Origin of the sequence: Occallatibacter sp. (assembly GCF_035317045.1) — a bacterium.
In the GTDB taxonomy this organism is placed as follows: domain Bacteria; phylum Acidobacteriota; class Terriglobia; order Terriglobales; family Acidobacteriaceae; genus Telmatobacter.
This window is the reverse complement of record NZ_DATHHT010000040.1, coordinates 180,324-206,757: the sequence shown is the minus strand read 5'-3', so window position 1 is coordinate 206,757 and position 26,434 is coordinate 180,324. Positions and strand designations below refer to the sequence as shown.

The following is a 26,434-nucleotide window of genomic DNA, read 5'->3' as shown; positions in this document are numbered from 1 at the left end:
CTATTTCGCAGGTGAGAGAAAGCGGTTCATGGTGGACACGATGCGCGACCGGTTTTCTTCATGTAGCGGACCCAGGGCTTCAAAGGTCTTGAGGGTCATCAAATCGAGTGTGCCCTGCAGAACGTCGCATTTGGTTTTGGACATAGAAAGCGAACCGCCATGTTGAAATCCAACATATCGTCTGTTTTTGATAGGCAGAATGTCAACAGGTATGTGACGGAAGGATATTCAGCCGCTCTCAGCCGGCCGGACTCTGATCGCGAATAGAAGAATCCGGTGAGTAATTGTGCATGGCCTCAGGGAATGAACCTCCTTCGTCCATGAAATCTCTATCTTCAAATGAACGTCTAGGCACGTTCAGGCCCCGTCAGCCGCGAACAACGCTCGTATATCTGCCGGCAGTCCGCCAGCACAGAAGCTTTAGCGCGGCCACATCTCAGCATGTGCTGCCTCCAGCAGACCAGGCCATGAAAAGACGTCGAAAAATTCTTGGTTTTGGGGATCATCTCCGGCAAACTTCTGCCGCCATGCCTTCACATCGACGTTTTGCTCCACACCTTTCTTGATCGCTTCGAACCTGTTTTGAGGCGAAGCACTTGTGCGTCCAATCTCCTGGGCCATGGCAGCAATGACGGCTTCCAGCAATTCAATCTCCTGTTGCACGAAGTCTTTGCCCTTGAGGACATTGCCGTGTCCGGGAACGAGCGTTTCAAAATCCATGTCCGCCATTTTTTTCAGCGTGCCAATCTGCTCGATGGGAAAGCCACTTCCCAGGTAAGGGACGGGAGAATCCACGAGATCGCCGGCGACCAGGATCTTCTCTTTCGGCAAATAAGCGATCGCATCTCCAGCAGTGTTGCCGCGCCCCAGGAATTTCAATTGCACTTCCCGGTTTCCCAGATTTAAGTTGAGTTCGTGCTCGAAGGTAACATTAGGAAACTTGGGCTTCAAGTTCAGGAACTCCGCTGACACCGCATCGCTTGCGGCCTTGCCTCCTGCAATGGCGTTCTTCAAATCCTGTTTTTCGTCCTCAGTCAACGCCTTACCGTCGGGATTAGTTCCGATGTCGAGCTGCTGTTGGAACCTCTGTATGCGCCCAGGGTATTCCGATAAATAGCGCCCAACCCGAAGGCCAATGAGGCCTGCCGTTTCGACTTGCGCAAGGATTGCTATTCCGGGAAATGCATCAGAATAGGCCGAATTCCCTTGAGTATGATCGTTGTGCCAATGTGTGTTGAGTAGATAGCGAACAGGTTTAGTCGTCCACTGGCGAATTTGCGCGATGTCTTCTCGAGCGCTCGAGGGCAGGTAGCAGGAGTCCACCACCAGCACGTCCGAGTCGCCAATGATGACCACAGTATTCCCTTGCGGGAAATGGTCGGGTGCATCCTTATGCCGGATTTCGTAGATGCCGTCGGCTAACTTCGTCACTGTGCGCTGATCACTGGAAACGGTATCAGCGGGCAGAACTGCCGCAGATATAAAACAGATACCCAACATCGCTGTGGCAAAGAGAGAATTGGAATGTCCCGTGCGCCTTGCGAAGAACAACGAGGGCATCCGAGAAACTAGTGTCGGTCTAGATGCTGCACATGCAGAATTCAGCATGCCCACCACAGGGTGCACCTCATCTCCAGCACGTTGTCTAAGAGTCTTTTGTTGGATTGCTGAGTGCTGAAGACTTTGAGGCGAGAGCGGGCAAGCATCTTGAGACTGAGCATGTCGGGCGCTGTTGAGCATGTGTTCTTTCCTTGTGCATTTCTATAGGTTGTCTCTGGGTAGAGCGTCAATGGTTCTGTGACGAGTGATTTAAGCGCAGTTCTCCTTCATCCAGAGCGGTCTGTTGCTGACTCCAAGGGGAAAACTTCTCGATGTCGAGCGATCAATCCATCGTCAAAGGCTCGACTTGAGCTCGTTTGATCCAGTTGTCCATCAGAATCACGCGCAATCCGCTGCTCTGGCTCCTGGCCTGCGTTGCGACGTACTTGTTTTTCATGATCGGCTTTGTCGAGCAGCCCGGTCGACGACTCGCCCCACTTTGGATCACAGATACCCTGAGCATCCTCAGTACCCTCATCGAGCTCCGGGGACGTTTCAGCCTGGGCCGAAACATTGGCTTCGTGCCGGCTCAGCGCGAAGTGGTCACACGCGGAGCCTATCGTTTCATGCGCCACCCTATATACACCGGGCTATTCATATGGATCCTGGCGTATTGGCTGGGTGGGTAGCCGACATACCAGTACCTTTTCAGCGCCCCATAGTCGTGGCTACGACCCCGCACAGCGTTGCGTTTGTTCAGCGTCGTTGCGCCGCCGCGCTTACAATGTCCTCGCAGTCGTATAAGGAGAAACACGTGCGGACTATCTCGAGGAGAACATTTGTAAAGCAGGCGGGCATGTGTGTTGCTCTCGGTGAACTTCTCTTGTCGGGAGAGAAGATGGCTTATGCGAACCCTCTCGGGCTTCCTATCGGTTGCCAGACCTGGCCGGTGCGCAACATGATTGCGAAGGATTTTCCCGGAACCCTTCAGCAGTTGGCGGCGGCGGGTTTTCAGAGCATTGAGATGTGCTCACCCGTGGGGTACGCCGACTCTGGGTTTGGGGGCCTGAGGAAGTACAGCGGAAAGGAACTGCGATCCATCATTCAGGACGCGGGCCTGACCTGCGTGAGCAGCCATTTTTCACTCGACGAGTTGCGCAAAGACCAGGACGGGCGCATTGCATGGGCCAAGGACATGGGGATGACGCAGATGCTCGTCGCCAGTCTCGGCGGCCCGAAGAATCCCACGATGGATGATGTGAAGCGCGCCGCTGCGGAATACGAAAAAATCGGCGAGCATGCTGCGGCGGCAGGCATTGTGCAGGGGCTCCACAACGAGAATTTTGAATGCACGACGGTGGATGGCCAGCGGACCTACGACCTGCTGTTCAAGCTTCTCGATCCAAAAGCTGTGCAGTTCCAGTTCCAGGTATCGACGATCAGCGAGGGATTTGACGCGTCGGAATATTTCACGAAGTATCCAGGCCGATTCATCTCCATGCACGTGCAGGGATGGTCGGCGAAGACGCGCTCCATTGTGCCGGTTGGCCAAGGCACTCTCGACTGGAAGAAGATTTTTGCCGCTGCGGAGACAGGAGGCATCAAGAACTACTTCGTCGAAATGGACCTGCCTTTGATGAAAGCGTCCGTGTCCTATCTTCACCAACTTCAGGTTTGACAGATAGTATGACCGGGGCCGTTGCGGAAGCCGCACACGACCTTGTCCTTTGTAATGCGATTAGAAGCAGAAAGGGTCACAGATATGATGAATCGCCGCGAGTTTCTTGAAACCGCCTCCGCCTCCGCTTGTTTCACGATCCTCCCAAGGCATGTATTGGGCGGAACCGGAGTTGTCCCTCCAAGCGACAAAATCACGCTTGCACACATCGGCACAGGCACCCAGGGTCTTCGCGAGATGCCGAGGTTGATGGCGATTCCGGAGATCCAGATTGTTGCCGTCTGTGACCCTTCAAAGCATGCGATCGGGTACCGGGATTGGGGAAGGGATGACCTTCTCAATGAACTGCGGACGGTCCTCGGTAAGCCTGAATGGATGGCGGGAACCGAAGGAACTGTCCCCGGAGGCCGCGATGTAGCCAAGGACTTTGTCGAGACGTACTACGCGACCGAACAGGGTGGCGCGTTCAAGGGCTGCTCTTCCTATGCCGATTTCCGTGAGCTGCTTGACAAAGAAAAAGACGTCGATGCCGTCAAGATCATGACGCCGGATCATCTTCACGGCATCATCAGCATTGCTTCCATGAAGAGGGGCAAGCACGTCATTATGCATAAGCCCATCGCCAATCGATTGCGCGAAGCCAAACTGGTGATCGACACCGCGCGAGAAACGGGTGTTGCGACGCACTTCATGCCGTGGGAAGCGAATGGATCGATGGATCAGGTGATGGCCTGGATCAAAGCCGGAGCCATTGGCGATCTGCGTGAAATCCATAATTGGACGAACCGTCCTGTGTGGCCGCAATACACCAATCTGCCCACCGTTACAACCCCTGTTCCGGAAGGCTTTGATTGGGACTTGTGGCTAGGTCCTGAAGCCGATCGGCCCTATTCGCCGGACTATACGAACATGGTATTTCGCGGGTGGTATGACTTCGGGGGCGGATCCATGGCGGATATGGGTCATTACAGCCTCTGGACGGTCTTCAATGCCCTGGATCTGGGGTCTCCCACCAGCGTCGAACCGATGCTGACTCACACGTGTGGGTTGAAGGACGGAATCGCGTACACAGTGAATAACGACTTTTCCTTCCCGACGGCCAGTACCGTCCGTTTCAAGTATCCGGCAACCGGGAAAAGACCCGCGGTGGACCTGGTGTGGTATGACGGCGGCATGCGTCCCCCAACTCCGGAGGAGCTTGAGATTGATAGCGAAGAGCTTCCGATCGAGGGCATGATGTTCGTCGGCAGCAAGGGAAAGATATTGGCTGGCTTTCAGCTTGAAGATCCACATCTGATACCGCAAGGAAGGATGCCAAGGGATCTGGTTGCGCCAGTTCGTGCTCGAGGCCAACACGGCGCGGTTCCGTCGGGGATGCGCCAGTGGATTGCCGCCGTGCGCGGTGGACCGCAATCGCCCTCGAGTTTCTTGAACGCGGGACCAATCTCAGAGGCCGTGAACTTGTATGCGGTCGCACTGCGGACGGGCAAGAAGCTGCTTTACGACGGTCAGTCTCAAAAGGTCACCAATGTGGCGGAGGCTGATAAATATCTCGAGCGGGAATACCGGAAGGGTTGGGATCCCCGAGCACAATGAGAATCGTAGCCGGTCGCTGTCGGTCCTCTGAAACGGATCGCGCCAGACCCTTCGATTTTCATCATCGCACCGAATTGTTCCTACAGCAGAGCCGGCATTTCATTACTAATCGGCCGACGACGAGTGAGTTGGCGATTTCGCGCCAATGCAGAATCACCAATTTTCGTCCTGAGAACCGACGTACTTTTAAATCTGCTGAGTGGGCAAGGCTGCTTGCTGCGCTGCACAAAACGAAGTAGACAATCTACCTCCATTGGGAGTAGAGTGTCTACGTCTATGAGCGAAAAAGACCAGTATAAGAATCGGATTGAGCTGTTGCAGGGAACACTCGACATGCTTATTCTTCAGACCCTGCAATGGGGACCGCAGCACGGATACGGAATTGTCCAGGCGTTACGTCTGCGATCCGGAGATGTGCTTCAGGTGGAGACTGGATCACTGTATCCGGCTCTCCATCGACTGGAGCGTCAGAGCTGGGTGCAGTCTGAGTGGAAGCAGTCAGAGAGCAAGCAAAGAGCCCGATACTACCGAATCACGGCCAAGGGGAAAAAGCAGTTGTCCTCCGATCTGGGCCGATGGGAGCGGATTGTCGAAGCGATTGGGTCGGTGATGTACGTCAAGCCGGAGGAGAGTGAGTCATGAAGTGGTTCCCGAGCTTCGGTTTTCAGCGGCGCAAGCGCGAATTGCAGGAAGAGATTGATGCGCACCTGCAGATGGCGATTGCAGATCGAGTGGCGCGAGGCGAGACGGTGGAGACAGCGCGACAAGCAGCGGCGCGGGAATTTGGAAATATTCCTCTAGTGCAAGATGTGACGCGCGACATGTGGGGCCAAGCGTGGCTTGAACAACTGGGCCGGGATGTCCGTTACGCGTTACGGCAACTGCGCAAGAGCCCCGGCTTTTCGATCACCGCGACGGCGATGCTGGCTGTGGCTATCTGCGCCAACAGCACCGTCTTCAGTTGGATCGACGGCACAATGTTGCGTCCGATTCCTGGCGCGCGGGACACGGGCGATCTTGTTAGCCTGCAGCGGGGGGAACGGAACTTCTCGCCGACTCCGCCTTTCTCCTATATCGACTATCGCGATCTGCGCGAGCAGAACCACACGTTCACGGGAATACTTGCCTATCATAACGATTGGATTGCGCTGACTGGCGGCGCACAGCCGGATCGTGTCTATATAGCGAATGTGTCGGCTAATTATTTCGATGTGCTCGGCATCAAGCCGACGCTGGGGCGATTCTTTCTGCCGGACGAGGAGGGAGGAGGCCCGTGCGGTACCCAACGTGGTCCTGGGTTACGCGCTCTGGAAGACGCGTTATGGCAAAGACCCGGCAATTGTGGGCAAGTCGATCGAGGTCGCCCGGCATCCGGTGACGGTGATCGGTGTGGCGCCGGAGGGGTTTGTCGGAGCAGCTCCCGGGCTGCGCGACGATCTGTGGGTAACGCTCGATCCCCTCGGGGCGGATGTGTGGCGAATGACCCATCGCGACTCGGACTGGCTGATCTTAATAGGAAGATTGCGGCCCGGCGTGAGCCGTGGCCAGGCAGCCCAGGATCTCGACACCGTGATGCACAATATTGTCGCGTCGTTTCCGGCTGATCATCTGGGCGAGAACCGGATCACGCTGGATCCCATGTGGCGCTCGCCATTCGGCGTCAACGGATACATGGCGGCGACGCTGCCCATTCTGCTCGCCTTCGCCGCTGTGGTGCTGTTGCTGACCAGCGCGAACGTGGCGACGCTCACGCTGGTGCGGTTTGTATCCCGACGGCGCGAACTTGCCATCCGGCAGTCGCTCGGGGCGAATCGCATGCAACTGGTGCGGCAGATGATGCTGGAGGGCGCTGTGCTTTCCATCGTCGCAGGAGTCGTGGCCCTTGGATTGACATCGTGGACATCGAAAACGTTCGCATGGTTCTTTCCAGCGAATGCAATTCCCCTCGTACTGAACGGGAACATGGACCATAAGGTGGTGATTGGGATTGCAGTGTTTTCTCTATTGGCCGGTATGCTATGCGGCGCGCTCCCCGCCTGGCGTTCGTCTCACGCGCCTGCCATTGAGGTACTCAAGGCAGAGTCTGCAAGTATCTCCGGCGGCTCACGCAACCGGAAATTGCTCAGCGGGCTGGTGGTGGCGCAAATCGCGCTTACCCTTCCGTTGCTGTTGTGCTCCGGGCTATTCCTGCGAACGCTGCGGAATCTCGCCGCGGCGAACCCCGGCTTTGAGCAGGACCACGTTCTCACTGCGTCCGTTGGGCTGAATATTGCCGGCTACAGCGACGATGAGGCAAAATTGATCCGTCGCAAGATACTTGATCGCGTGTCGGCACTGCCCGGCGTGGAGGTTGCGTCTCTTACCGACTGGATTCCGATGACCCTGATTCAAAAGAGAAACGATGCGTATCCGGAAGGGTATGTGCCGCATCCTCATGAATCTTTGCTGGTGCAGAATGCCGAGGTGGGACCGCGGTATTTCGAATCCCTTCATATACCCATTCTGGAAGGACGAGAGTTTACACCGGATGACGATGAGAAGGCCCCGAGGGTACTCATCGTCGATCAGACCGCGGCGAGGCGCTACTGGCCAGGGCAGGATCCGCTGGGAAAGAGGCTCAGGATTTGGGGCAGCCTTTTCACGGTTGTCGGTGTGGCGAGGAATTCAACCCATACTTTCGTGAATGAGTCACCCGAGCCTATGGTCTATATGAGTTATTTCCAGCACCCGGGGTACGAGACGATGGTGCAGGTGAAAACCGAGGGGAATCCCGTCGACCTGGAGCCAATGGTGGAAAACGCCATCCATGGGATCGATTCGCGACTGCCGGTTTTCGATGTGCGTTCCATGCGGGAGAGCACCCAGATGGCGAGCACTTTCGCCGTCATCGAGAGCACCCTGGCGGGGATGTTCGCGCTGATTGGGCTGGTTCTTGCGGTAACCGGAATCTACGGCGTCGTGGCATATCGAACCCAGTTGCGAACCCACGAGATCGGGATACGAATGGCTCTAGGTGCTTCACGGGTGGACGTGCTGAGACTCGTGCTGTTGCAGGGACTATGGCTCACAGGCATCGGGCTGGCGCTGGGACTGGCATTTGCGTTGGGAGTGACACGCATTATCGTCCGGCTGTTGTACGGAATCGGCGCCAACGATCCGGTCACCGTCGTTTCCGTGGTCATGCTCCTGGGAGTAATGTCATTGCTAGCATGCTACCTTCCCGCACATCGAGCGATGCGCCGAAACCCCGTGACCGCGATTCGCGAACTGTAAGCTGCAGTTCAAACTCGCCGCGAATTTGAGCGAATCAGGCGTACGAATTCGATGAGTGAATGCCACGCGCCATTTGTCCGGAAGGCTACTATTCGCTCAAGCGGATCGCCGCAGCGAAATGCGTGCAACGGCATTGACAGTTTAAGGAATTGCATCTCTGCGGCGGCGGCCTTAGTATTGCGAACGCAGCACATATGCCTGACTGTCAATCCACTGATAGGCCCTTCGGCGTGCCCGGAAACATCGGGAGCAAAGGTAGCTACTTCCTCCCTGCCGATTTCACAGTTGTGGTCGGATCCGCCCCCGTCCAGGTAACGTCGGACGTTGGCCCATAGGTAGCGGGCACAACCTTGTCGAGCATGCGCAAGTAGACAGTCAGCTGAGTGCGATGGTGCGTGGTGTGCAAAATACGGCGCCAAAAAATCCAGATTCGTTCCCGCTGCACATCAAAGAAAGGGACCACTGCGGACCACCAACCTTCATCCTGTTCCGCCAAGAATAGAAACCTTGCCTTTGCCAACGCCGCTACACGATGACAACACTCCTCGATGGTCACTGGAGTCGGCAGGATGTGATCCGGCGGAGGTTCCGGCGTGCCGAGAAATTCTCCGAAGAACCTCCGCTCGGAAAGCAATTGGTGTTTCAAGATGTCTTCAACAGTGCTCGATTTCGGGTGTGGCCTGAAACCCAGATCGCTATTCGCAAATTCGCGCCAAGTTGAAACGACCTTGTTCGTCTCGCTTGCGTATGTGTCGAGCGCGTACTGAAGGGAATGCACCTTCATCAGCGGAATCTCGTTCTGCTCAATCGCAATGAACTCATATCGCATTCGGCCCCCATTCATTTCGACAGCCTCAGGCCAAGGACGGGTTCGCGCCAGAGTTCACTTGTGTCTCCATGCGAGGAACTCGGCACTCATCAATGGTGCCCTGTTCGATAACGGGAAGTCGTCCCGTCCAATCGACCCGTTGCGCTGTGCTGCAGGCGAGAGCTGCGAATTTGCAATGCAGTTATTGTTCTGTCGAGCGACGGAACGACCATGGAAGACTTCCACCGCCCATTGAATTCTTAAACCACAGTTGTTCAGACTACGGATCCTTCTGGCGCGGAGTTTGATTTCTGCAACGACGTCATATGCGTCGGGGGCGAAACGATGATCGGCAGAAGCGTGGAGACGAGCATGATGATCGCAATGGTGTGCAAGCCCTTTGTGTAGGAGCCGCCTGGACCGAGCAATTTCACGAGCAGTTGCGGACCGAAGTAGCTCGCGAAGCCCCATGCGGTGAGCATGAGGCCGTAGATCGGGCCGACATTCTTTGAACCAAAGTAGTCGGCAGCAAATGCAGGCATGGTTCCGAAGCCACCGCCATAACACATGAGAATCACGAACGAGATCACAGTGATAACGGCAACTGAAGTTAACGAGGGCAGCAGCCAGAAAAGTCCGAACTGGAATAGGTACATTGCAGTGAATGCCCAGCGCCGTGTGATGCCGTCAGACACCCAAGCCCAGAAGATTCGTCCGGCCGAATTGCCGATGCTGACCATTCCGACCATGCCGGCTGCAACGGTTGCGCTTGCGGCGGTGAGTTTCTGAAAAATCGGGGATTCCTGGGAGATGAGTGCGATTCCAGCCGAAGTATTCAGGAAGAGCAAGAGCCAGAGCGCCCACCATTGCCAGGTCGCCAGCGCTGTGCCAAGTGAATAATCCACCTTCGCCCGTTGCGCCGATTGCGTTGCGCTTGGGGTCCAGCCCTCTGGGGCCCATCCTGCGGGCGGGTTCTTCATGAATAACCCTGCCGCGACAATCACAATCATGTACGCGACACCCAGATATGCGAACGTCTTCAGCACGCCGACGCTTTGAATCAGTCGCTGAGCCACCGGCGCTGTGACCAGGGCTCCAGCGCCGAAGCCGCCTACGGCAATGCCAGTGATCAGGCCGCGGCGATCGGGAAACCATTTGACCAGCACAGCGATGGGAACAATGTAGCCAAATCCGAGCCCAACTCCGCCAATCACTCCATAACTGAGGTAAAGCCACCAGAGCTTGTCGGCAGAGAAACTCGCCAGGAACACGCCGAGCCCATAGAGCACGCCCGCAGTGAGGGCGACAACGCGAGGGCCTTTCTTGTTAAGCCAAAGGCCGCCGAAAAAGGCCGCCACACCAAGGACGAAGATAGCAATCGTGAAGGTCCACGTGACCTGGGCGATGGACCAGCCGAATTGTTTTGTGAGTGGATTTCGAAATACGCTCCACGCGTAGACGGCTCCCAATGCGACCTGCATAAAGAAGCCGGCCAATGCAATGCCCCAGCGATTGGTAGTTGCCATTCAACGCTCCATTGTCTTACTTGAGGGGTGCTTCGATCATTGGCACTCTCCACGGGTTTTGAGCTCACTCCCGAAGATTTCGAGGAATTTGTTGATGAGCGCCATGCTGCGCCGTAACTCGGGTTGCCGGAATTCGGCCAACAGCTTAAGCAGTCCGGGCGGTTCCACCATCGGCTTTTGGCAACCGAGAGTCTCAGTCATCGCGGTGGCAAATCCCTGCAGCAAGTCAGGGTTGATCGCACCGAGCATCTTGCCGAGGATGATTGCATTCCGCAGCCCGCGAATGCCCTCTTCGGAATCGGCCGCACCAACCACCGCATCCAGAATCATGCCACCCGAACTCACCGCTCCCCGCAGCAACCTGAGAACTCCGGAATCGTGCAAATCTTTCAGCAACTCAAGTGATTCCAGGATCGCTTCGGCGTGTTGCTCGGGTGCCTCTTCCAGCCGCTTGCGCAGCTCTTCGCGCAGATCGCGTGGTGCCACTTCCAAGCCAATCGGTCGCGCCATGTCTATTTCTCCTTTCCAGCCGTCACCGGGGTGCGGGTCTCAATCTGAACCAACGCATTGCCGGGCGGGTGGTAATCGCTGCGCGCCCACTTGCGCTCGACTTCCACACCCATCTGGGGAGTTGGATGTCCATATCGTGGATTAGTCCGAGGCAGCGGATTGTTGCCTCTTTGACCCAACACCGTGAGTTGGACCGAGGTTTCCTTGTAGGCTGGCGTGTGCGTTACGTTGTCGGTGCAACTACTGGTGAGGTGGTTCACCGGTTCTTGAGATGAGTTCATCGGCATGTAGAGTTCGTTGCCGCTAACGCGCGGGGTGACAACGGCCTGCGCCTTGACTTCGCCATACCTGGAGGCAAGGCGCACCCAGGCTCCGGTCTCGATTCCTCGTGCGGATGCCAGCTCGGGCGAGACTTCAACGAACGTGCATGGCACTTTCGCGCGGATGCCTTCACTGCGGTAGGTCATGTTGCCTTCGTGGAAGTGCTCAAGCAGGCGCCCGTTGTTCAGGTGCAGGTCGAATTCTGCATCCGTCTGATTGCTGGGTTCGGTCCACGGCACCGGGAAGAACGTCGCCTTACCGTCCGAGGTAGCGAACTTTTGCGTGTAGAGCAGAGGCTGATCACTGCCATCCGGCGCAACAGGCCACTGTAATGACTTGAATCCTTCCAGCCGCTCATAGGTCACGCCCGCCATCGTTGGAGTGAGCGCCGCGATCTCGTCGTAGATCTCAGACGGATGCTTGTAAGTCCAGTTGGCGCCCAGCCGATTGGCGACATCAATGAGAATTTGCCAGTCGGGACGGCTTTCGCCCAGCGGCTCCATGACTTGATACAGGCGCTGGATACGCCGCTCCGTGCTGGTGAAGGTGCCTTCCTTCTCCAGGCTTGGGCTCGCCGGCAGAATCACGTTGGCAAAGCGGCAAGTCTCAGAGAAGAAGATCTCCTGCATCACAAAGAAATCCAACTTCTCAAGCGCAGCTGCGACGTAATTTGCGTTGGAGTCGACCAGGCTCAACTCTTCGCCGAAGACATACATCGATTTGAGGCGGCCGTCGTGAATGGCATCGATCATCTGATGGTTGTCGAGGCCCGGCTTCGGCGGCAATGTGACGTTCCATGCTTGTTCGAATTTGGCCCGAATGGCCGGATCGTCAACTTTCTGATAACCGGGGAAGTAATTCGGCATGGCGCCATGATCGCTGGCGCCCTGCACGTTGTTGTGTCCCCGAAGCGGATATGCGCCCGTGCCCGGCCGCATGTAATTGCCCGTCGCCAGCAGCAGATTCGAGATTGCGGTCGATGTGTCTGACCCCATCACGTGTTGAGTCACGCCCATTGCCCACAGAATGCAGACGCTGTTGGCCTCGGCGATCATGCGGGCGACTTTGATGATGGTCGCCTGCAGTATGCCACAGCGCTCGCTCGCCATTTCGAGCGTGAAAGGATCGAGACTCTTGCGGTATTCGGCGGCTTTGTTCACCCATTTGTCTATAAAGGGTTGGTTTGCCAGTTCGTGGTCAAAGATGTACCGCGTAACAGCGGAGAGCCAGATGAGATCGGTGCCAGGACGCGGATGCAGGAAGACATCGGCGCGGCGGGCCATCTCGTGCTCGCGAAGATCGCTCACGATGAGTTTTTGACTATGCAGCTTGTGCGCACGCTTGACGCGCGTAGCCAGGACGGGGTGGCTCTCGGCAGTGTTGCTACCGATGATGACGACAAGGTCCGCTTTCTCAATGTCCTTGATGGAGCCAGAATCGCCGCCGTAGCCCACGGTGCGGAAAAGCCCGGTGGTAGCTGGCGCCTGGCAATAGCGCGAACAGTTATCCATGTTGTTGGTGCCGATGACTGCGCGCGCGAGCTTCTGCATCAGGTAGCTCTCTTCGTTCGTGCACTTCGACGATGAGATGAACGCGAGTGCATCTGGACCGTAAGCGCCCTTGATCTCGGAGAACCGGCGCGCCACCAGGTCGAGAGCCTCATCCCACGTCGCTTCTCTGAATTTGTCGTTTTCACGAATCAGCGGCCTGGTCAGGCGATCGGGGCTGTTGGTATAGTCCCACCCGAACTTGCCCTTGATGCAGGTCGAAACGCCATTGGCTGGACCATCAAGCGGCTCGACTTTGAGGATCTGACGCTCTTTCGTCCAAATGTCGAAAGAGCAGCCCACGCCACAGTAGGTGCATACGGTCTTCGTTCGCTTGATCTGCGATTGGCGCATGAAGGCTTCGACTTCAGAGAGCTGCATGATCGAGCTATAGCCCACCTCAGGCTCCACGCCTTTGACGATGTTGATCATGCCCTTCAGCGCCTCGTTAGGCAGACCGGTAAAGTAGCCGGTCTGACCGAGCATCGACTTCTCCATGAGCGCGTTGCACGGGCAGACGGTGATGCAATGGCCACAGGAAACACAACTCGACTGGTCGATAGAGGCGCCACCATCCCACAGCACGCGCGGATGCGGGTCTTCCCAGCGGATACTGAGGGTCTCATTTACTTGCAGGTCCTGACACGCTTCCACACATCGCCCGCAGAGAATGCATTGCTGAGGATCGTAGCGATAAAAGGGATTGCTCGCATCGACCTCGTAGGGCTTGGACTTGAAAGGGGTGTCTTGATGTTCGATTTCGAGGAGGACCGCAGTGTTATGGACGGTGCAGTTGTCGTTGTTGTTGTCGCAGACAGTGCAGTAGAGCAGATGATTGCCGAGGATGCGATCGAAGGCCTCACCTTGCGCTGCCTGCGCCTGGGGTGACCTAGTCTCGATCTGGGCACCATCGACGGCCTGAGTTCCGCAAGCTCTCACAAGCTTGCCGTTCATCTCGACCATGCAGGTATCGCAGGTCTGGATGGGACCAAGCTGGGGGTGATAGCAGACCTGCGGAATCATGACTCCGCTGCGGTTGACGATGTCGATCAGGCGCTCCCCAAGCCTGAACTCCTGAGGTTTACCGTTCACGAAAATCGCCAAGGAAGCAATCTCCCTTCATCGACTGCAGGATGCTAGTACGTCCCAGGTGCAGACGTAAAGCCTCAATTTGCACAGGCTCGCAGCCATTGTTAACGTTTGATGACATGTGGCAGCCGACCGGAGAGACTGCGGGAACCAAATTCACGAAGATTTCTCGCTGGGAACGTTGGGAAGACAGCGAAAGCCTCCTGAATAAACAATGAACCGCTGCCCACGCAGAAAACCAACAAGGGTCAGGCCCAACTCGCGCGCGAGCTTGACCGCCAGACTGGATGGAGCAGAGACCGACGCAAGGACGGAAACGCCCGCCGCCAGCGCTTTCTGGATGATTTCGAAGCCTCCCCTGCCGCTGACAAGCATGATGAAGTTACTGAGCGGCAGGCGGTCTTCGCGCAAAGCCCATCCAACTAGTTTGTCGACTGCATTGTGTCGCCCGATGTCCTCGCGAAGCGCGATAAGGTTTCCCTGCGCATCAAAGAGCGCGGCAGCGTGCAAGCCGCCGGTACGATCGAAGACCAGCTGGTCGGCGCGCAGCGTCTCCGGCAACCGGCACAGCACCTCCGGAGACACGCGGAAGTCGCGATCGGGAGCGCGCAGGCCACGACGGCGAATAGCTTCAATCGAGGCCTTGCCGCAGATGCCGCAGCTGGAAGCGGCGAAGAAGTTCCGTTGCAGGTTTTCGGGCGTGAATTGCGTCCTTAACTGCACTTCAACTACGTTGCTCTTTGTGGCGGAATCAGGCGCGACGGCGCGAATATTGTCAAGCTGGTCGCGCGACTCGATGATGCCCTCGGTCAACAAGAACCCCGCGGCCAGTTCGAGATCGTTCCCGGGAGTTCGCATCGTTACGCTCAGAGGTGTTCCATCAACGCGAATCTCCAGCGGCTCTTCCGCGGCGATCGAATCCTGCTGCGAGTGAACGGTGCCGTCCTTCCATTCCGTCACCTGCGTTAATTCAAGGCTACGAGCTGGCGGGCGCATCCCCACCTCCTGTCTAGCAGAGACTAGATTTCGGGCTCGATTGATGGCAAGTCCGAGCAACCAAACCGTCAGAATGATTTGGAGAACTCTGGAAAAGTACCCCTTGCTGTTAGCAGCCGGCTCGCTCAGTGAACAGGCTCCAATTGTCGAACTTGGAAAAGAATAGCCGAAGTAGTTTTTTGGAAGCTCAATGAGGGACATGCCCTTGCAACAGCTGACCTTCCATCATGAGGGAATGCGTCACTTCTGGCCTGCCTTGTCCAAGTACCGCACTGTGATGGCGGAGAATCCGGTTGGCCGCATCAGGTCCACAACGACTCTCCTGATTCCGCTGACTGAAAAGCTCACTTCGTATCCCTGCGACGAGCCGGGATGCAACTCTGGCAACTCCGTTTTAGCACCCTCCATAGGCAGATCGTCATAGCCGTAAGCCAGCCATCGCAGCGAGTAGCCACGAAGCACGTATCCAGGAAGCCGCTCCCGCGTCCGTATTTCGAGCTCGTAGCGTCCCTCACGTGATTTGCGCAGCACTGCACGATCAATCGGGCTGGCCTGCAGGCGGAGAGCTTCGAACGACGGCTTCCGATCGCCGTAAAGGTCAACCACCCCGTGCACTCTCTGCCGCAGCGCACCAGCTCCCTTGTCACCTACAAGCGTGCGGTAATCGTTGTAGTCGAAGTAAATGGCGCCCGCGACCTCCGAGAACTTGCGGAACGCCTCGGTGTGCGAGTTGACGATCTCGACGCGGTTTTTGTCTCCAGGCATGATCGTCGGCTGGCACTCGCACCAGCCGTACTCGGATATAATAATTGGCTTGTCCGGAAAGGCCTTGCGAATACGATCGAGATACGCTTCCACGTCGCTGGGACCACCCGGCGCCCAACTGCCGTAGTACTCGTTGGCCGAGATGAAATCGAACTCTCCTGCCATGTCGGCCGCTGGATCGGTCCCCAGCGTATTTGACGCGTAAGTTTGCAGACGCGAGGGATCGAGGCGGCGTGCTTCACCGCCCACTGAGCGAGCAAACTGCCGCGTCCTGGGGTTCTTTCCATCCACCTCGTTGCACAATCCCCACGCCACAATGCATGCATGATTGCGGTCGCGATGGACCATCTCGCGTAGTTGCTCCAGCCCGTTCTGTTCGAGTGCGTGCTGGACTTCATCCGAAGTCTGCAAGAATGTTTCCGATCCCCAGGCAGGGACTTCCTCCTGCATCAGGATTCCGTGCCGGTCGCAAAAGTCGAGAACGCGCTTGTCCTGTGGCCAGTGCACGCGGGTGAAGACGCAGTTCAGCTCCTTCATGTCGCGGTGGTTAGCGTCGATCCACTCCGCGGTTTCAGCAAAGCCCAGCCCAGGGTGGCTACCGGCCATCCGTTCCACCCCCATCAGCGAGACCTTCTCTCCATTGAGATAGAAAGCAGCACCGCGCGTCTCGAACCTGCGAATACCGAACGACTCAATCAGTTCGTGAAACCCTGACGAACTGTTCAATTCGAGCGACGCCTCGTACAGATGGGGAGTATCGAAATGCCATAGCGCCGCACTTCGCAGCGTCGCTGGACCGAGAGTCACAACCTGGCTGGCATTCGGTTCGAGAGCCGCGTCGACGGGACCGATTCGCACCGCTTCCTCGGCGCTGCCGTATCGCCGGATCGTGGCCTGAATACTCGCCTTTTGCGTCTGCGGGGCAGCAGTGCGAACGATTGCCCGGATGCGGATCGTCGCTGATCCATTCGCCAGATCCGGTTGAGCGTCGATCTCCACACGCTCGATAAACGTTCGCGCAGTCACCAGCAAGTTTACCGGACGAATGATGCCACCATCATCGGTCCAGTCGTAGCTCTGGTTGCGCGGAAGCATACGGTCGCCCGGCCGATTTTCTACCCGTACCATTAGTATGTTTTCTTCCAGTCCGAACTTGAGCTTGGCTGAAAGATCGAGCGTAAACGCGGTGTATCCCTTGCCCACATGCTCGCCTACCGCGGTCCCGTTCAAAAACACGTGCGCCGTATGATTCACGGCCTCGAACTCGATGCGCACGTGGCGTGACGCCCAGTTCGCAGGCGCTTCAAAGCGAAGCCGGTACCACCCCACGCCGATATACTCCGGCGACCTGCCGAGAGATTGCCACGTATGGGGCACTGGAACCGCGGACCATACCCGTGCTTGGTCCAGCGCGTCGGAAGGCTGTGCTGCGCCACTGGGATCAAGCCGGAATTCCCAACCGCCACAGAGTGGGACGCTGTGTGAGGCGCGGCGGTCGTCGGCCTGCGCGAAGGCCTCCGTCGCATCGCCTTCCGCGCGAGCCAGAACGAGGCCGCCCGCCGAAAGTGCCTGAATGAACCTACGCCGGGTTTGCACATTTACCTCGCGAAGCATAGTTCTTGTTGTACATCCACGATAATCTCCGCAACTCCCGTGCCATAACACGTGCTCCCTGAAGCTCTCGTCGAACAGCGCGTCCTTATCTGTCCATCAGGCTAAGGAGATTTGAGGGTAGATCCGGTGTCCGGGTTCGATTTATGACATTCGCCGAGTATTACTCCTGGTTGACCGAAAATAGCTCCAAAAACGGCAGGGTCTCAGTTTGAATCAGGTGCAATCGACCCAATTGATAATCCGATCCCAACGCCCAGGTGCCACTGCATCAACTCGAGAGACGAACTGACCTCATAGCTTACAGCTGAAGTCTCGCGACATGGATGCCACAATAAAGACTCGCCCTTCGGATGAGACCATAGCAGCAGGATTACATCCAATGGATATGAGTTCACCGGACACTCCTGCGATCGACTCCCTTGACACCTCCGGATCCCGCCTTCCCTCCGTTCATTTCAGCTTCGAAAACACCTACGCCCGCCTGCCGGAGCACTTCTACGCCCGTCTCGCCCCCACGCCTGTAGCGGCGCCCCAACTCGTCAAGGTGAATGTGGAACTTGCTCGCAGCCTTGGCCTTGATCCGAACGCGTTGACAAGCACGGAAGGCATCGAAATTCTGGCCGGCAATCGCGTGGCTGAAGGATCCGAGCCCATTGCCCTCGCCTACGCAGGTCATCAGTTCGGCTATTTCGTGCCACAGCTCGGTGACGGGCGCGCCATCCTGCTCGGCGAGGTCATGGGCCGCGACGGCGTGCGCTACGACATTCAGCTCAAGGGATCAGGACCCACTCCCTTCTCCCGTCGCGGAGACGGAAGAGCCGTGCTCGGACCGGTTTTGCGCGAATACGTCGTCAGTGAGGCCATGGCCGCGCTCGGTGTGCCCACCACCCGCTCCCTCGCCGCCGTCACCACCGGCGAACGCGTCCTCCGCGCAACTATCTTGCCCGGCGCCATATTCACGCGCGTAGCAGCGAGCCACCTCCGCGTCGGTACATTTCAGTTCTTCGCCGCGCGCAACGATATCGAAGGTCTGCGCACCCTCGCGAACTACGCCATCGCTCGCCACTATCCCGAGGCCACGCACGCTCAAAACCCATTTCGCGCGCTCCTCGACGCCGTGATCTCCCGCCACGCGCACCTCGTTGCGCAGTGGATGCTCATTGGCTTCATCCATGGCGTCATGAATACTGACAACACCTCCATCTCCGGCGAGACCATCGACTACGGCCCCTGCGCCTTCATGGAGGCATACGATCCCGCCACCGTCTTCAGCGCGATCGACGAGAACGGACGCTACGCATACGCCAACCAACCCCGCATCGCCCTCTGGAACCTTACCCGGCTTGCCGAAGCAATGCTCCCCCTCCTTGAGCAGGAATCGGCCAGCCAGAAAACGGGTAGCCCTAAATCACCCAGCCAGGAACCAAGTAGCCAGACATCAGGTAGCAAGGAATCCCGTATCCAGGAAGAAGCAGTGACTTCGGCCAACGAAGCCCTCGCCGCCTTCGATCCCCAGTTTCAAGCAGCCCGCCTCGCCGGCCTGCACCGCAAACTTGGCCTCTACACCGAGCGTGACGACGATCTTGCGCTTGCTGAAGATTTGCTCGAACGTATGGCCGCCAACCGCGCCGATTTCACATTAACCTTCCGTCGCCTTTGCGAAGCCGCCGCCGGCGTCGAGGGCGACATTGGAGTACGTGAACTCTTCGTCATCCCGCGCGCTTACGAAGAGTGGGCTGCGCAATGGCGCCAGCGTCTCGCAGAGGAATCCATCACGCCCGATGCGCGTGCCGCGGCTATGCGAAAAGCGAATCCGGCATTCATCCCGCGCAACCACATCGTAGAGGAAGCGCTCAACACGGCGATGTGGAAACAGGACTTCCACCTCTTCGAACAGTTGCTCGATGCAGTGTCACGTCCCTACGACGACCGGCCCGATCTCGACCGTTACGCCACCCCAGCCCGTCCCGAAGAATGCGTCCGCCAAACTTTCTGCGGAACGTAAGCAGCGGTTTCTAGAGCCGTGCTCGCAATCCATGAGTTAGAAACTCCTACGTTGGATGTTCTTAGAATTGGGGCGGAAAGGGCTTACTTCCCACTTGGCCACGACTCGCCCCCAATCCACGATCAGATGAACCCCGTATGATTTCTAATCCTTTGGTTGGCACAATTCAGCCGAACTCATCGGACCCATCATTGTGCGAGAAGGGACGAAACTCCTTCTGAAAACTTCCCAATTGACGACTACACGACCTGAACTCGTCGAGGTCTCAGGCTGGCCGCTTCGATCTCAGGCAGCAACGTGGCAATCATGCAATAATTGGCCAACTCTTTCGACGCAGAGGCAGCTTAGGACAAATATGGATTCGACTCAAGTCCAATTTCGGAGGCGCCGATTCATGAGAAAGATCAGGCGTTTCGCGCCTGCTGTTTCGGCAGCTTTGATCACCGCCGGTTGTGTTCTTGTCGCGCTGAGCCAACAGATTCAGACGGGTGGGAACGGGATTCCGCGTGCCAATCCATATCTAAATATGTTGCTGAATGACGCTCGCCAGAAGTGGCGCAAGGACGCCGTGATCACCAGGGTCCAGTTGGAGGGAATTCAGAACGTGGCCGGTTGGTTGGGAGTGCAGCTTTATTCCCCGTCCAACGGGGGAATCATGAGCGTTGAAGTCGGCGGTCCCAATAACGGAGCCGAATCATTCGCGCAGGCTACCCCGGCCAATGGAATTAACGCGCTAACAACGCCTTTACCCACCGCCGTCAATGTCGATCTCCCGGATGCCATCGCTTCAATCCGAAGAGCGAACCTGAATGGACCGCTTGGCGCTTCTTACCTAGGGATGGTTGGCGCCACCGACACACAGCCGATTTTGGCCTGGACGATCCATGTATCGAATGGAAGCTTCATCGAGGCTCCGGTCTTCGTGGACGCGAAGAGTGGCAAGTTCATCCCCTGGAAGCGCGCCATGGACCCGCCCAACGGCACCGATGCCCAGATTGCTGCGGCTTGGAATGCACTTTTCAATCGCAACCAGAATTCAGGGCAGGATCAAGGACAGGGATTCAATTCGCCGGCCTACAAGGCAATGGAGTGCGTGGCGGCGCTTCAGGAAGGCCTGAACGGGTGCTGACAATGCGAAACGGAACAAGTTCAGGGGAATGGTCGCCTCGCGTAGCAGGTCTGATGCGTACAGCGCTCGCCGTCTTTCTGATCCATTCCGCACTTTTCACGCAGCAGTCCCAAGCTGCGGCGCAAGACTTGCCCAGCAACGCCGGAGCGCAGATTCGCGCTGCATGGACCCAGGCCCGCGGCTGGAAACGCGACGCCAGATTTCTTTATTTAGGGTTTACCCGAGACAATGCGCAGCAAGGCTACGAGACGGAGTTCGTCTTTGGCGCAGATTCGGCTCCCGGGGTGGTCTATCACATAACACACGGACCGAAAGGATCTGTCTCCGGACTGCGTGCACCGGTCACGCAACCAATCGTTGGCCTGTTGCGTCCGGCGGACATCGTCATCGGCATGATGAACTCCAAAGTCATCGATCCCGCACAGGCAGTCAACACGGCTTACAAACACGGCATGAAAGGCAATGTGCTCAGCGTACAGCTGCAGTGCTGGGGCGCACCTGCTGCCCTCGAGGTCTGGCGTATTATCCCGGACAACGACCCTTCGCCTGATCCCAACGATCCAATGATGAGAAATTACATCGTCGACGCAATGACTGGCGATTTCTATTCGTACCTCTATTTCGCCGGGACGAATGTGGACGCAGCCGCATATGGGCGTAGCCTGGGCGCCTTTAGCGTAGCCAATATTCAAGAATTTCTGCAAGGACTCAAGACGCCCTGACGACCACGAACCTGCGCGAGCCCAATCGAGCTGTTTTCTACGCGCGCTTCTCCGGAATCGTGACAGGATCTGGTATCGCGAAAACGTAACGGGAGAGCTATGCATCTACGTTGCGGCTCTGAGCGCAGTAGGCGGTTTATTTACACAGTAGGCAGAATTATTATTCACTTCCACGCGCGCGGCAACGATCGGAGATCGTTACTCCACGGTCACGGATTTTGCGAGGTTGCGGGGCTGGTCTACGTCGCAGCCGCGGCGGACGGCGATGTAGTAGGCGAGCAACTGCAGGGGAACGATCTCGATGAGCGGCGAGAGCAGCTCAAAAGCGGGCGGGATCAGGATGACGTGCTCGACGAGGCCGGAGAGTGTAGTGTCGCCTTCAGTGGCGATGGCGATGACGCGGCCGGAGCGGGCGGTGACTTCCTGGATGTTGGATAATGTTTTTTCGTAGCGGAGTTTTGAGGCGGGATCGCCTTCGTCGCGGGTGGCGAGGACGACGACGGGTAAGGTTTCGTCGATGAGAGCGTTTGGGCCGTGCTTCATTTCGCCTGCGGGATAACCCTCGGCGTGGATGTAGGAAATTTCCTTGAGCTTGAGCGCGCCTTCGAGAGCGATGGGGAAATGAATGCCGCGGCCGAGGTAGAGGAAGTCGCGTGCGTTTGAGAAGCTGGCGGCGAGTTGCTCACATTGGATTGAGCTGGACTTGAGGACTTCTTCAATCTTGGCGGGAATGCGGCTGAGCTCTTCGATGAGTTGAACCGAGCGTTCCTTGTTTAGACGACCGCGGAGTTGGCCGAGCTTGACTGCAAGCAGAAACAACGCGGTGAGTTGGGCGGTGAAGGCCTTGGTGGAGGCGACGCCAATCTCGGGGCCGGCGTGGGTGTAGATGGCGCCGTGAGCTTCGCGGGCGACCATGGCGCCGACGACATTGCAGATGGCGACCGTTTTCGAGCCAAGGCTGATCATTTCGCGCTGGGCGGCCAGTGTGTCGGCGGTTTCGCCGGACTGGGTGATGAGCAGGCCGAGGGCGTTGCGGTCGGGGATGGGATTGCGGTAGCGGTATTCGCTGGCGTAATCGACATCAACGGGCATGCGCGCGAGGCGCTCGATCATGTACTTCCCGGCAAGGGCGGAGTGCCAGCTGGTGCCGCAGGCGGCGATGTTGATGCTGGATGCTGCGGCAAGTTCATCGTCGTCGATGTCCATTTCGCCGAGAAAGATGCTGCCGGAGTCGAGAGAGACGCGGCCGAGAGTGGTGTCGCGGATGGCGCGGGGCTGCTCCCAAATCTCCTTGAGCATGAAGTGCTTGTAGCCGCCCTTTTCGGCCTGGATGGGATCCCACTGGATGCGCTGCAGTTCGCGCTCGATTGGCTTGCCATTGAAGTCGGTAAGCTTGACGCCGTCGAGGGTGAGGATGGCCATGTCGCCGTCGGCGAGGAAGTAGATGTTGCGCGTGTGGTGAAGGATGCCGGGAACGTCAGAGGCAATGAAGTACTCGCCCTCACCTACGCCGATGACGACGGGAGGTCCGGAGCGGGCGGCGATGATCTTGTCGGGTTCGGCGGAGGAGAGGATGCCGAGAGCGAAGGCCCCGGTGAGGCTCTTGACGGCGCGGCGAACGGCGTCTTCGAGAAGAATGGGAGTGCCGGATGCGGCGGCATCGTTCTGGATCTGCTCGATGAGGTGGGCAATGATTTCGGTATCGGTTTCGGTTACGAACTTGTGACCCTGCGCGGTGAGTTCGCGTTTGAGGGCGAGATAGTTTTCGACGATGCCATTGTGGACGACGACGATGCGGCCGGAGCAGTCGCGATGGGGGTGGGCATTTTCTTCGGTGGGGCGACCGTGGGTTGCCCAGCGTGTGTGACCGATGCCGAACGTGCCATCGAGAGGATGCTCACGGAGGACTTCTTCAAGATTGCCGAGTTTGCCGGGGGCGCGGCAGACTTCGAGTAGCGCGGTGTTGGGGCTACCAACAGCGATGCCGGCGGAGTCGTAGCCGCGATATTCGAGGCGGCGCAGACCTTCGATGATGACGGGGACGACTTTCTTACGACCGACGTAACCGACAATTCCGCACATGATTGGATTTTATGCGAGGCAGCCAGACGGACGTTGTAACACTTTAGATGAATGACCTTGATCGACGAGGAGGATCTATTCCTCTATGCGGTATGTGAATTCTTCGATGACGGGGTTGGTGAGGACTTCGCGGGCAATGCGCTCAACCTGGGTGCGCGCAGCCTGCGGATCGAGGTCATCTGCAAGAGATAAAGCGAAGTACTTGCCCTGGCGGACCGCGGAGATATCGCTGAAGCCGATCTTGCGCAAGGCATTGTGGATGGTTTGGCCCTGCGGATCGAGGACCGATGTCTTTAACGTGACGTAGACATGCGCCTTCATTATCCGTGATTATATAAGGGTCAACTGACGGTGCCGGGCACCCGCTATATTTGTGCATCCAGCCCGCGTTCTACAGGCGAGCGGGCAGTACCTTTATCAAGGCTTTATTCAGGGCGCCGGACCATTCCCCCACGACTGAAGGAGAAGGAAGAACGATGGTTAATTATCTTGAGTTGCCGATCGGCGACCGTGCGCCCGAGGTCTTTCGGGCGGTAATCGAGATTCCCAAGGACGGAACGAACAAGTTTGAATATGACAAGGAGCTGCACGTCTTCAAGCTGGACCGGAACCTGCACTCGCCGGTGCACTATCCCGGAGACTACGGGTTTATTCCGTCGACGCTGAGCGACGACGGCGATCCTCTGGACGTGCTCGTTCTGGTGCCTCACGCGACATTTCCTGGCTGCGTGCACGAGGTTCGGCCGATCGGGTTGCTGGAGATGATGGACCAGGGTGTGCTGGATGAGAAAGTGCTGGCAGTGGGCAAGAACAATCCGCGTTACACGAATGTATGGAACTACACTGACATTTATCCCCACATGCTGAAGGAGATTACCCACTTCTTCTCCATATATAAGGATCTGGAAGGCAAGCGGGTTGAGATCAAGGGATGGCACGATGCGGCATATGCGCGGGACCGTGTGATTCGGGCAGCGAAATTCTTTGTCGATGAGAAGCCAAAAGCTGGCGCGGTGAAGCAAAAGGCGGCGAAATAGACGAAATAGACTAGGGGATTTGCAAGTTGAGAATGGCAGGCCGTGCGAACGATCGCGCGGCTTTTGCTTTTTGGATTGCGATGTGAAACTAGTCAGCCGAAGCGGCTGCCAGCCGGCGACGCGCAAAACGCGCGGCAGTGAGCCAGTAGAGAACCGGACCAAGCAAACCGACGGCAACGGAGAAAACAAGCGCAGAGACCGAGTTGTGCGCCAACGAGATTTCTTCTCTGCGGGATGCGTAGAGAGCGTAACCGATCAGCACGGCAGGACCGATCCCCAGCGAACAGGCAAAGGCGAGATTGCCGGCTTTGAAGGGCCGGGTGAGATTGGGCTCACGGATGCGGAGCACGACCAGCGCGACAAATTCCAGCAGCAGGCTCGAGCCGTAGAGAATCAGATCGATAGAGATGAGACGTTCGAATTTCAGGTTGAGCGCGAGCGCCCATCCGAGTCCGCAGAGCAGCACGCTGACCCACGGAACATTGCGGCTGTTGCGACGAGCCACAAAACGCGGAAGCATTCCGTCTTCGGCCATAGCCATGGGCAGGCGCGTATAACTCATCATCAGCGCGTTGAACATGCCGATGCCACAGAGAGCGCCGCCGGCGACGACTGCGACACCGAGCAGTGGACCGCCGATTGCGTTGGCCGCGGTCATCCAGTCGCCGGTTGAAAAGCTTTCGACAGACAGGCCGGCGAGCGCCATGGCCAGAAGCGGCAGAATGTAGGTGACGGCTGCCAGCATGGCAGCAGCAATCATGGCTCGCGGATAATTTCGCTGTGGATTCTCCACCTCCTGGGCAACGGTGGACGCATTGTCCCAACCCATGTAATTCCACATTGCGACCAGTACGGCGGTCGAGAGCGCTGCTTCGGAGCCGGAATTGGCCCAGTGGATGGCGGGATGGAGCGTGAATCCGCGCCAGACGCCGAGCGCCATGAAGACGACGAACGGCGCGAGCAGAAGCGCAAACAGGCCAATGGATCCTTCCCCGACGGCAGGCGCGCCACGCATGTTCCATGAACAGCAGAAAATGACGACGGCCAGCGACCAGGCATATCCATGCCAGCCGGAGGTCAGGCCCGGATCGAATTTGCCGAGGTAGAGAACAAAGATTGCTGGATAAATCGCCATGTCGAAGACGCTGGCCGAGAGCGAAAGCCACCCCTCCTGGTATCCCCAGAACGGACCAAGAGCGCGACGCACCCAGACGTAGAAGCCACCCTCAGCGGGAATGGCGCTAGCCAGTTCGCCGATCATGAGGGCCGTGGGAAGCGACCACAGAATCGGCAGGACAAGAAGAATGATGATGGCGCGTGCAAATCCGGCTCCCCCGAGGATGTCTTCAATGCCGTATGGGCCGCCTGACACCATGAAGTACGTGGCGGCAACGAGAGGCAGCAATCGCATCTTGCGCTGTGCGGGTTTGAGTGCCGGAAGCATTGATGTGAATGTAACAAAAAGTCAAGGTCAGCTGATCCCGGCTGAGCAAATATTGAGGCTGATTCGAGGGCCGGAACACCTGGGGTCGGAATCGCTTGCCGGTCGAGAGCAGAGTTCGAGAAGATCAGAGTTAGTGCGGTTTTCCGACAATGCCACCGCGTGTCTTGTGCATCCCGGCAAAACGCTCGACCGGCGGCGCTTGGTCAGGAAGCGTGGCGACACTTTTCACGATGCGCCGAAAAGAACCGCGAATCCCAACTCGAAGGGTGTGCCTGCGAATGTCGGGGCGGCAAAACTCTCAGGGAGCGGGAATTCCGCTATAATCCGGAATGAGCACGGAGAGATGGCCGAGAGGCTGAAGGCGGCGGTTTGCTAAACCGTTATAGGGTCAAAAGCTCTATCGGGGGTTCGAATCCCCCTCTCTCCGCCAGCGATTCCACAGTATTTATATTGAATAACTTAGATGGCTTTCAGGGCCGGTTTTGCGGTGAATCCTTACGGGTTCTTTCGCTCTGATAATTCTTGCCCACAGCAGTTCACCCAGATTCAGGTCTGTTCTCTCATCAAGGTCATGGAATCGGGGATTGTGTCAGCCGACCGCAAGAATCGTGCTTGGAACAGCGCGTGATCGAAAGCCTGCAAGCAATTCATAGGGGCGATTTTCCGACTGGCTCAAAGTGACGACAAGGGTGACAGCGAAAATGTTGGCGTTACGAAGAGAAGGCATGGGTTCCGAAGATCGTCTGGCTGATT

The 26,434-nt window shown here is 57.4% G+C and carries 21 protein-coding genes, 1 tRNA gene and 2 pseudogenes; 12 read left to right on the top strand and 12 right to left on the bottom strand.

The annotated features are described in order from the left end of the window. Together VK574_RS20085 and VK574_RS20080 are read right to left on the bottom strand one after the other, a co-directional pair. A complete protein-coding gene (locus VK574_RS20085) occupies nucleotides 1-144 on the bottom strand; it encodes a hypothetical protein (protein WP_472801655.1) in 144 nt (47 codons plus the stop codon). Nucleotides 145-420: 276 nt separating this feature from the next. Beyond that, nucleotides 421-1,740 carry an MBL fold metallo-hydrolase gene (locus VK574_RS20080; RefSeq protein ID WP_472801654.1) on the bottom strand — a complete coding sequence of 440 codons (1,320 nt, stop codon included), beginning with the start codon at nucleotides 1,738-1,740 and terminating at the stop codon, nucleotides 421-423. Nucleotides 1,741-1,925: 185 nt separating this feature from the next. Here VK574_RS20080 and VK574_RS20075 point away from each other — a divergent pair, with 185 nt between their 5' ends. The 5 genes and pseudogenes from VK574_RS20075 to VK574_RS20055 all read left to right on the top strand — a co-directional run. Then, complete coding sequence (locus VK574_RS20075) at nucleotides 1,926-2,228, top strand: isoprenylcysteine carboxylmethyltransferase family protein (RefSeq protein WP_472801653.1); 303 nt, start codon at nucleotides 1,926-1,928, stop codon at nucleotides 2,226-2,228. A gap of 209 nt (nucleotides 2,229-2,437) precedes the next feature. Continuing rightward, nucleotides 2,438-3,217, top strand: coding sequence for a sugar phosphate isomerase/epimerase family protein (locus tag VK574_RS20070; RefSeq protein WP_472801652.1), 780 nt, complete (start codon nucleotides 2,438-2,440; stop codon nucleotides 3,215-3,217). An 84-nt stretch (nucleotides 3,218-3,301) separates the two neighbouring features. Beyond that, a complete protein-coding gene (locus VK574_RS20065) occupies nucleotides 3,302-4,813 on the top strand; it encodes a Gfo/Idh/MocA family protein (protein WP_472801651.1) in 1,512 nt (503 codons plus the stop codon). Between the two features lie 276 nt (nucleotides 4,814-5,089). After that, nucleotides 5,090-5,455, top strand: a complete 366-nt coding sequence (locus VK574_RS20060; RefSeq protein WP_472801650.1) for a PadR family transcriptional regulator — start codon at nucleotides 5,090-5,092, stop codon at nucleotides 5,453-5,455. Next, nucleotides 5,452-5,559: pseudogene (locus VK574_RS20055) on the top strand (hypothetical protein); the annotation flags it as partial. The gene VK574_RS20060 and the pseudogene VK574_RS20055, both read left to right, overlap by 4 nt. A gap of 119 nt (nucleotides 5,560-5,678) precedes the next feature. Here the strand turns inward: VK574_RS20055 and VK574_RS20050 are convergent. Then, the gene (locus tag VK574_RS20050; RefSeq protein ID WP_472801824.1) at nucleotides 5,679-5,822 is read right to left on the bottom strand and encodes a hypothetical protein; all 144 of its coding nucleotides are present in this window, start codon (nucleotides 5,820-5,822) and stop codon (nucleotides 5,679-5,681) included. Between VK574_RS20050 and VK574_RS20045 the strand changes: the two are divergent. Beyond that, a pseudogene (locus VK574_RS20045) lies at nucleotides 5,779-6,021 on the top strand (hypothetical protein); the annotation flags it as partial. The gene VK574_RS20050 and the pseudogene VK574_RS20045 sit on opposite strands and share 44 nt — an antisense overlap. 79 nt (nucleotides 6,022-6,100) lie before the next feature. Further along, entirely contained in the window at nucleotides 6,101-8,086 is a 1,986-nt protein-coding gene (locus VK574_RS20040; protein WP_472801649.1) for an ABC transporter permease, read from the top strand. Between the two features lie 259 nt (nucleotides 8,087-8,345). On the opposite strand, the gene VK574_RS20035 is transcribed toward VK574_RS20040, so the two are convergent. From VK574_RS20035 to VK574_RS20010, 6 genes are all read right to left on the bottom strand, one after another. Then, nucleotides 8,346-8,915 carry a DinB family protein gene (locus VK574_RS20035; RefSeq protein WP_472801648.1) on the bottom strand — a complete coding sequence of 190 codons (570 nt, stop codon included), beginning with the start codon at nucleotides 8,913-8,915 and terminating at the stop codon, nucleotides 8,346-8,348. Between the two features lie 254 nt (nucleotides 8,916-9,169). Further along, nucleotides 9,170-10,420, bottom strand: coding sequence for an L-lactate MFS transporter (locus tag VK574_RS20030; RefSeq protein ID WP_472801647.1), 1,251 nt, complete (start codon nucleotides 10,418-10,420; stop codon nucleotides 9,170-9,172). 36 nt (nucleotides 10,421-10,456) lie between these two features. Next, nucleotides 10,457-10,930 carry a helical membrane plugin domain-containing protein gene (locus VK574_RS20025; protein ID WP_472801646.1) on the bottom strand — a complete coding sequence of 158 codons (474 nt, stop codon included), beginning with the start codon at nucleotides 10,928-10,930 and terminating at the stop codon, nucleotides 10,457-10,459. Between the two features lie 2 nt (nucleotides 10,931-10,932). Further along, nucleotides 10,933-13,902 carry a formate dehydrogenase subunit alpha gene (fdhF, locus tag VK574_RS20020; protein ID WP_472801645.1) on the bottom strand — a complete coding sequence of 990 codons (2,970 nt, stop codon included), beginning with the start codon at nucleotides 13,900-13,902 and terminating at the stop codon, nucleotides 10,933-10,935. Nucleotides 13,903-14,043: 141 nt separating this feature from the next. Then, nucleotides 14,044-14,883, bottom strand: a complete 840-nt coding sequence (fdhD, locus tag VK574_RS20015; RefSeq protein WP_472801644.1) for a formate dehydrogenase accessory sulfurtransferase FdhD — start codon at nucleotides 14,881-14,883, stop codon at nucleotides 14,044-14,046. Between the two features lie 240 nt (nucleotides 14,884-15,123). Continuing rightward, nucleotides 15,124-17,244, bottom strand: a complete 2,121-nt coding sequence (locus VK574_RS20010) for a glycoside hydrolase family 2 protein (protein WP_472801643.1) — start codon at nucleotides 17,242-17,244, stop codon at nucleotides 15,124-15,126. A 397-nt stretch (nucleotides 17,245-17,641) separates the two neighbouring features. Between VK574_RS20010 and VK574_RS20005 the strand changes: the two genes are divergently transcribed. From VK574_RS20005 to VK574_RS19995, 3 genes are all read left to right on the top strand, one after another. Further along, nucleotides 17,642-19,267 carry a protein adenylyltransferase SelO gene (locus VK574_RS20005; protein WP_472801642.1) on the top strand — a complete coding sequence of 542 codons (1,626 nt, stop codon included), beginning with the start codon at nucleotides 17,642-17,644 and terminating at the stop codon, nucleotides 19,265-19,267. Nucleotides 19,268-19,661: 394 nt separating this feature from the next. After that, entirely contained in the window at nucleotides 19,662-20,396 is a 735-nt protein-coding gene (locus VK574_RS20000; protein ID WP_472801641.1) for a hypothetical protein, read from the top strand. 53 nt (nucleotides 20,397-20,449) lie between these two features. Continuing rightward, entirely contained in the window at nucleotides 20,450-21,118 is a 669-nt protein-coding gene (locus VK574_RS19995) for a hypothetical protein (protein ID WP_472801640.1), read from the top strand. 198 nt (nucleotides 21,119-21,316) lie between these two features. Here VK574_RS19995 and glmS read toward each other — a convergent pair whose 3' ends face one another. Continuing rightward, nucleotides 21,317-23,200 (bottom strand): glutamine--fructose-6-phosphate transaminase (isomerizing), encoded by a 1,884-nt coding sequence (gene glmS, locus VK574_RS19990; RefSeq protein WP_472801639.1) that lies wholly within the window; start codon nucleotides 23,198-23,200, stop codon nucleotides 21,317-21,319. A gap of 75 nt (nucleotides 23,201-23,275) precedes the next feature. Continuing rightward, on the bottom strand, nucleotides 23,276-23,521 hold the full coding sequence (gene purS, locus VK574_RS19985) for a phosphoribosylformylglycinamidine synthase subunit PurS (protein ID WP_472801638.1): 246 nt from the start codon (nucleotides 23,519-23,521) through the stop codon (nucleotides 23,276-23,278). Between the two features lie 155 nt (nucleotides 23,522-23,676). On the opposite strand from purS, the gene VK574_RS19980 reads away from it, so the two are divergent. Continuing rightward, entirely contained in the window at nucleotides 23,677-24,237 is a 561-nt protein-coding gene (locus VK574_RS19980) for an inorganic diphosphatase (protein ID WP_472801637.1), read from the top strand. 88 nt (nucleotides 24,238-24,325) lie between these two features. Here VK574_RS19980 and VK574_RS19975 read toward each other — a convergent pair whose 3' ends face one another. Next, entirely contained in the window at nucleotides 24,326-25,648 is a 1,323-nt protein-coding gene (locus tag VK574_RS19975; RefSeq protein ID WP_472801636.1) for an APC family permease, read from the bottom strand. Between the two features lie 370 nt (nucleotides 25,649-26,018). Between VK574_RS19975 and VK574_RS19970 the strand changes: the two genes are divergently transcribed. Then, nucleotides 26,019-26,111: transfer RNA gene (locus VK574_RS19970), tRNA-Ser, on the top strand. Nucleotides 26,112-26,434: the final 323 nt, after the last annotated feature.

What these genes read in the sequence shown, in the direction of transcription:
- VK574_RS20085 (WP_472801655.1), bottom strand. Translation starts at nt 144, where the DNA reads ATGTCCAAAACCAAATGCGACGTTCTGCAGGGCACACTCGATTTGATG.
- VK574_RS20080 (WP_472801654.1), bottom strand. Translation starts at nt 1,740, where the DNA reads ATGCTCAACAGCGCCCGACATGCTCAGTCTCAAGATGCTTGCCCGCTC.
- VK574_RS20070 (WP_472801652.1), top strand. Translation starts at nt 2,438, where the DNA reads ATGGCTTATGCGAACCCTCTCGGGCTTCCTATCGGTTGCCAGACCTGG.
- VK574_RS20065 (WP_472801651.1), top strand. Translation starts at nt 3,302, where the DNA reads ATGATGAATCGCCGCGAGTTTCTTGAAACCGCCTCCGCCTCCGCTTGT.
- VK574_RS20060 (WP_472801650.1), top strand. Translation starts at nt 5,090, where the DNA reads ATGAGCGAAAAAGACCAGTATAAGAATCGGATTGAGCTGTTGCAGGGA.
- VK574_RS20035 (WP_472801648.1), bottom strand. Translation starts at nt 8,915, where the DNA reads ATGCGATATGAGTTCATTGCGATTGAGCAGAACGAGATTCCGCTGATG.
- VK574_RS20030 (WP_472801647.1), bottom strand. Translation starts at nt 10,420, where the DNA reads ATGGCAACTACCAATCGCTGGGGCATTGCATTGGCCGGCTTCTTTATG.
- VK574_RS20025 (WP_472801646.1), bottom strand. Translation starts at nt 10,930, where the DNA reads ATGGCGCGACCGATTGGCTTGGAAGTGGCACCACGCGATCTGCGCGAA.
- fdhD (WP_472801644.1), bottom strand. Translation starts at nt 14,883, where the DNA reads ATGCGCCCGCCAGCTCGTAGCCTTGAATTAACGCAGGTGACGGAATGG.
- VK574_RS20005 (WP_472801642.1), top strand. Translation starts at nt 17,642, where the DNA reads ATGGATATGAGTTCACCGGACACTCCTGCGATCGACTCCCTTGACACC.
- VK574_RS20000 (WP_472801641.1), top strand. Translation starts at nt 19,662, where the DNA reads ATGAGAAAGATCAGGCGTTTCGCGCCTGCTGTTTCGGCAGCTTTGATC.
- VK574_RS19995 (WP_472801640.1), top strand. Translation starts at nt 20,450, where the DNA reads ATGCGTACAGCGCTCGCCGTCTTTCTGATCCATTCCGCACTTTTCACG.
- glmS (WP_472801639.1), bottom strand. Translation starts at nt 23,200, where the DNA reads ATGTGCGGAATTGTCGGTTACGTCGGTCGTAAGAAAGTCGTCCCCGTC.
- purS (WP_472801638.1), bottom strand. Translation starts at nt 23,521, where the DNA reads ATGAAGGCGCATGTCTACGTCACGTTAAAGACATCGGTCCTCGATCCG.
- VK574_RS19980 (WP_472801637.1), top strand. Translation starts at nt 23,677, where the DNA reads ATGGTTAATTATCTTGAGTTGCCGATCGGCGACCGTGCGCCCGAGGTC.
- VK574_RS19975 (WP_472801636.1), bottom strand. Translation starts at nt 25,648, where the DNA reads ATGCGATTGCTGCCTCTCGTTGCCGCCACGTACTTCATGGTGTCAGGC.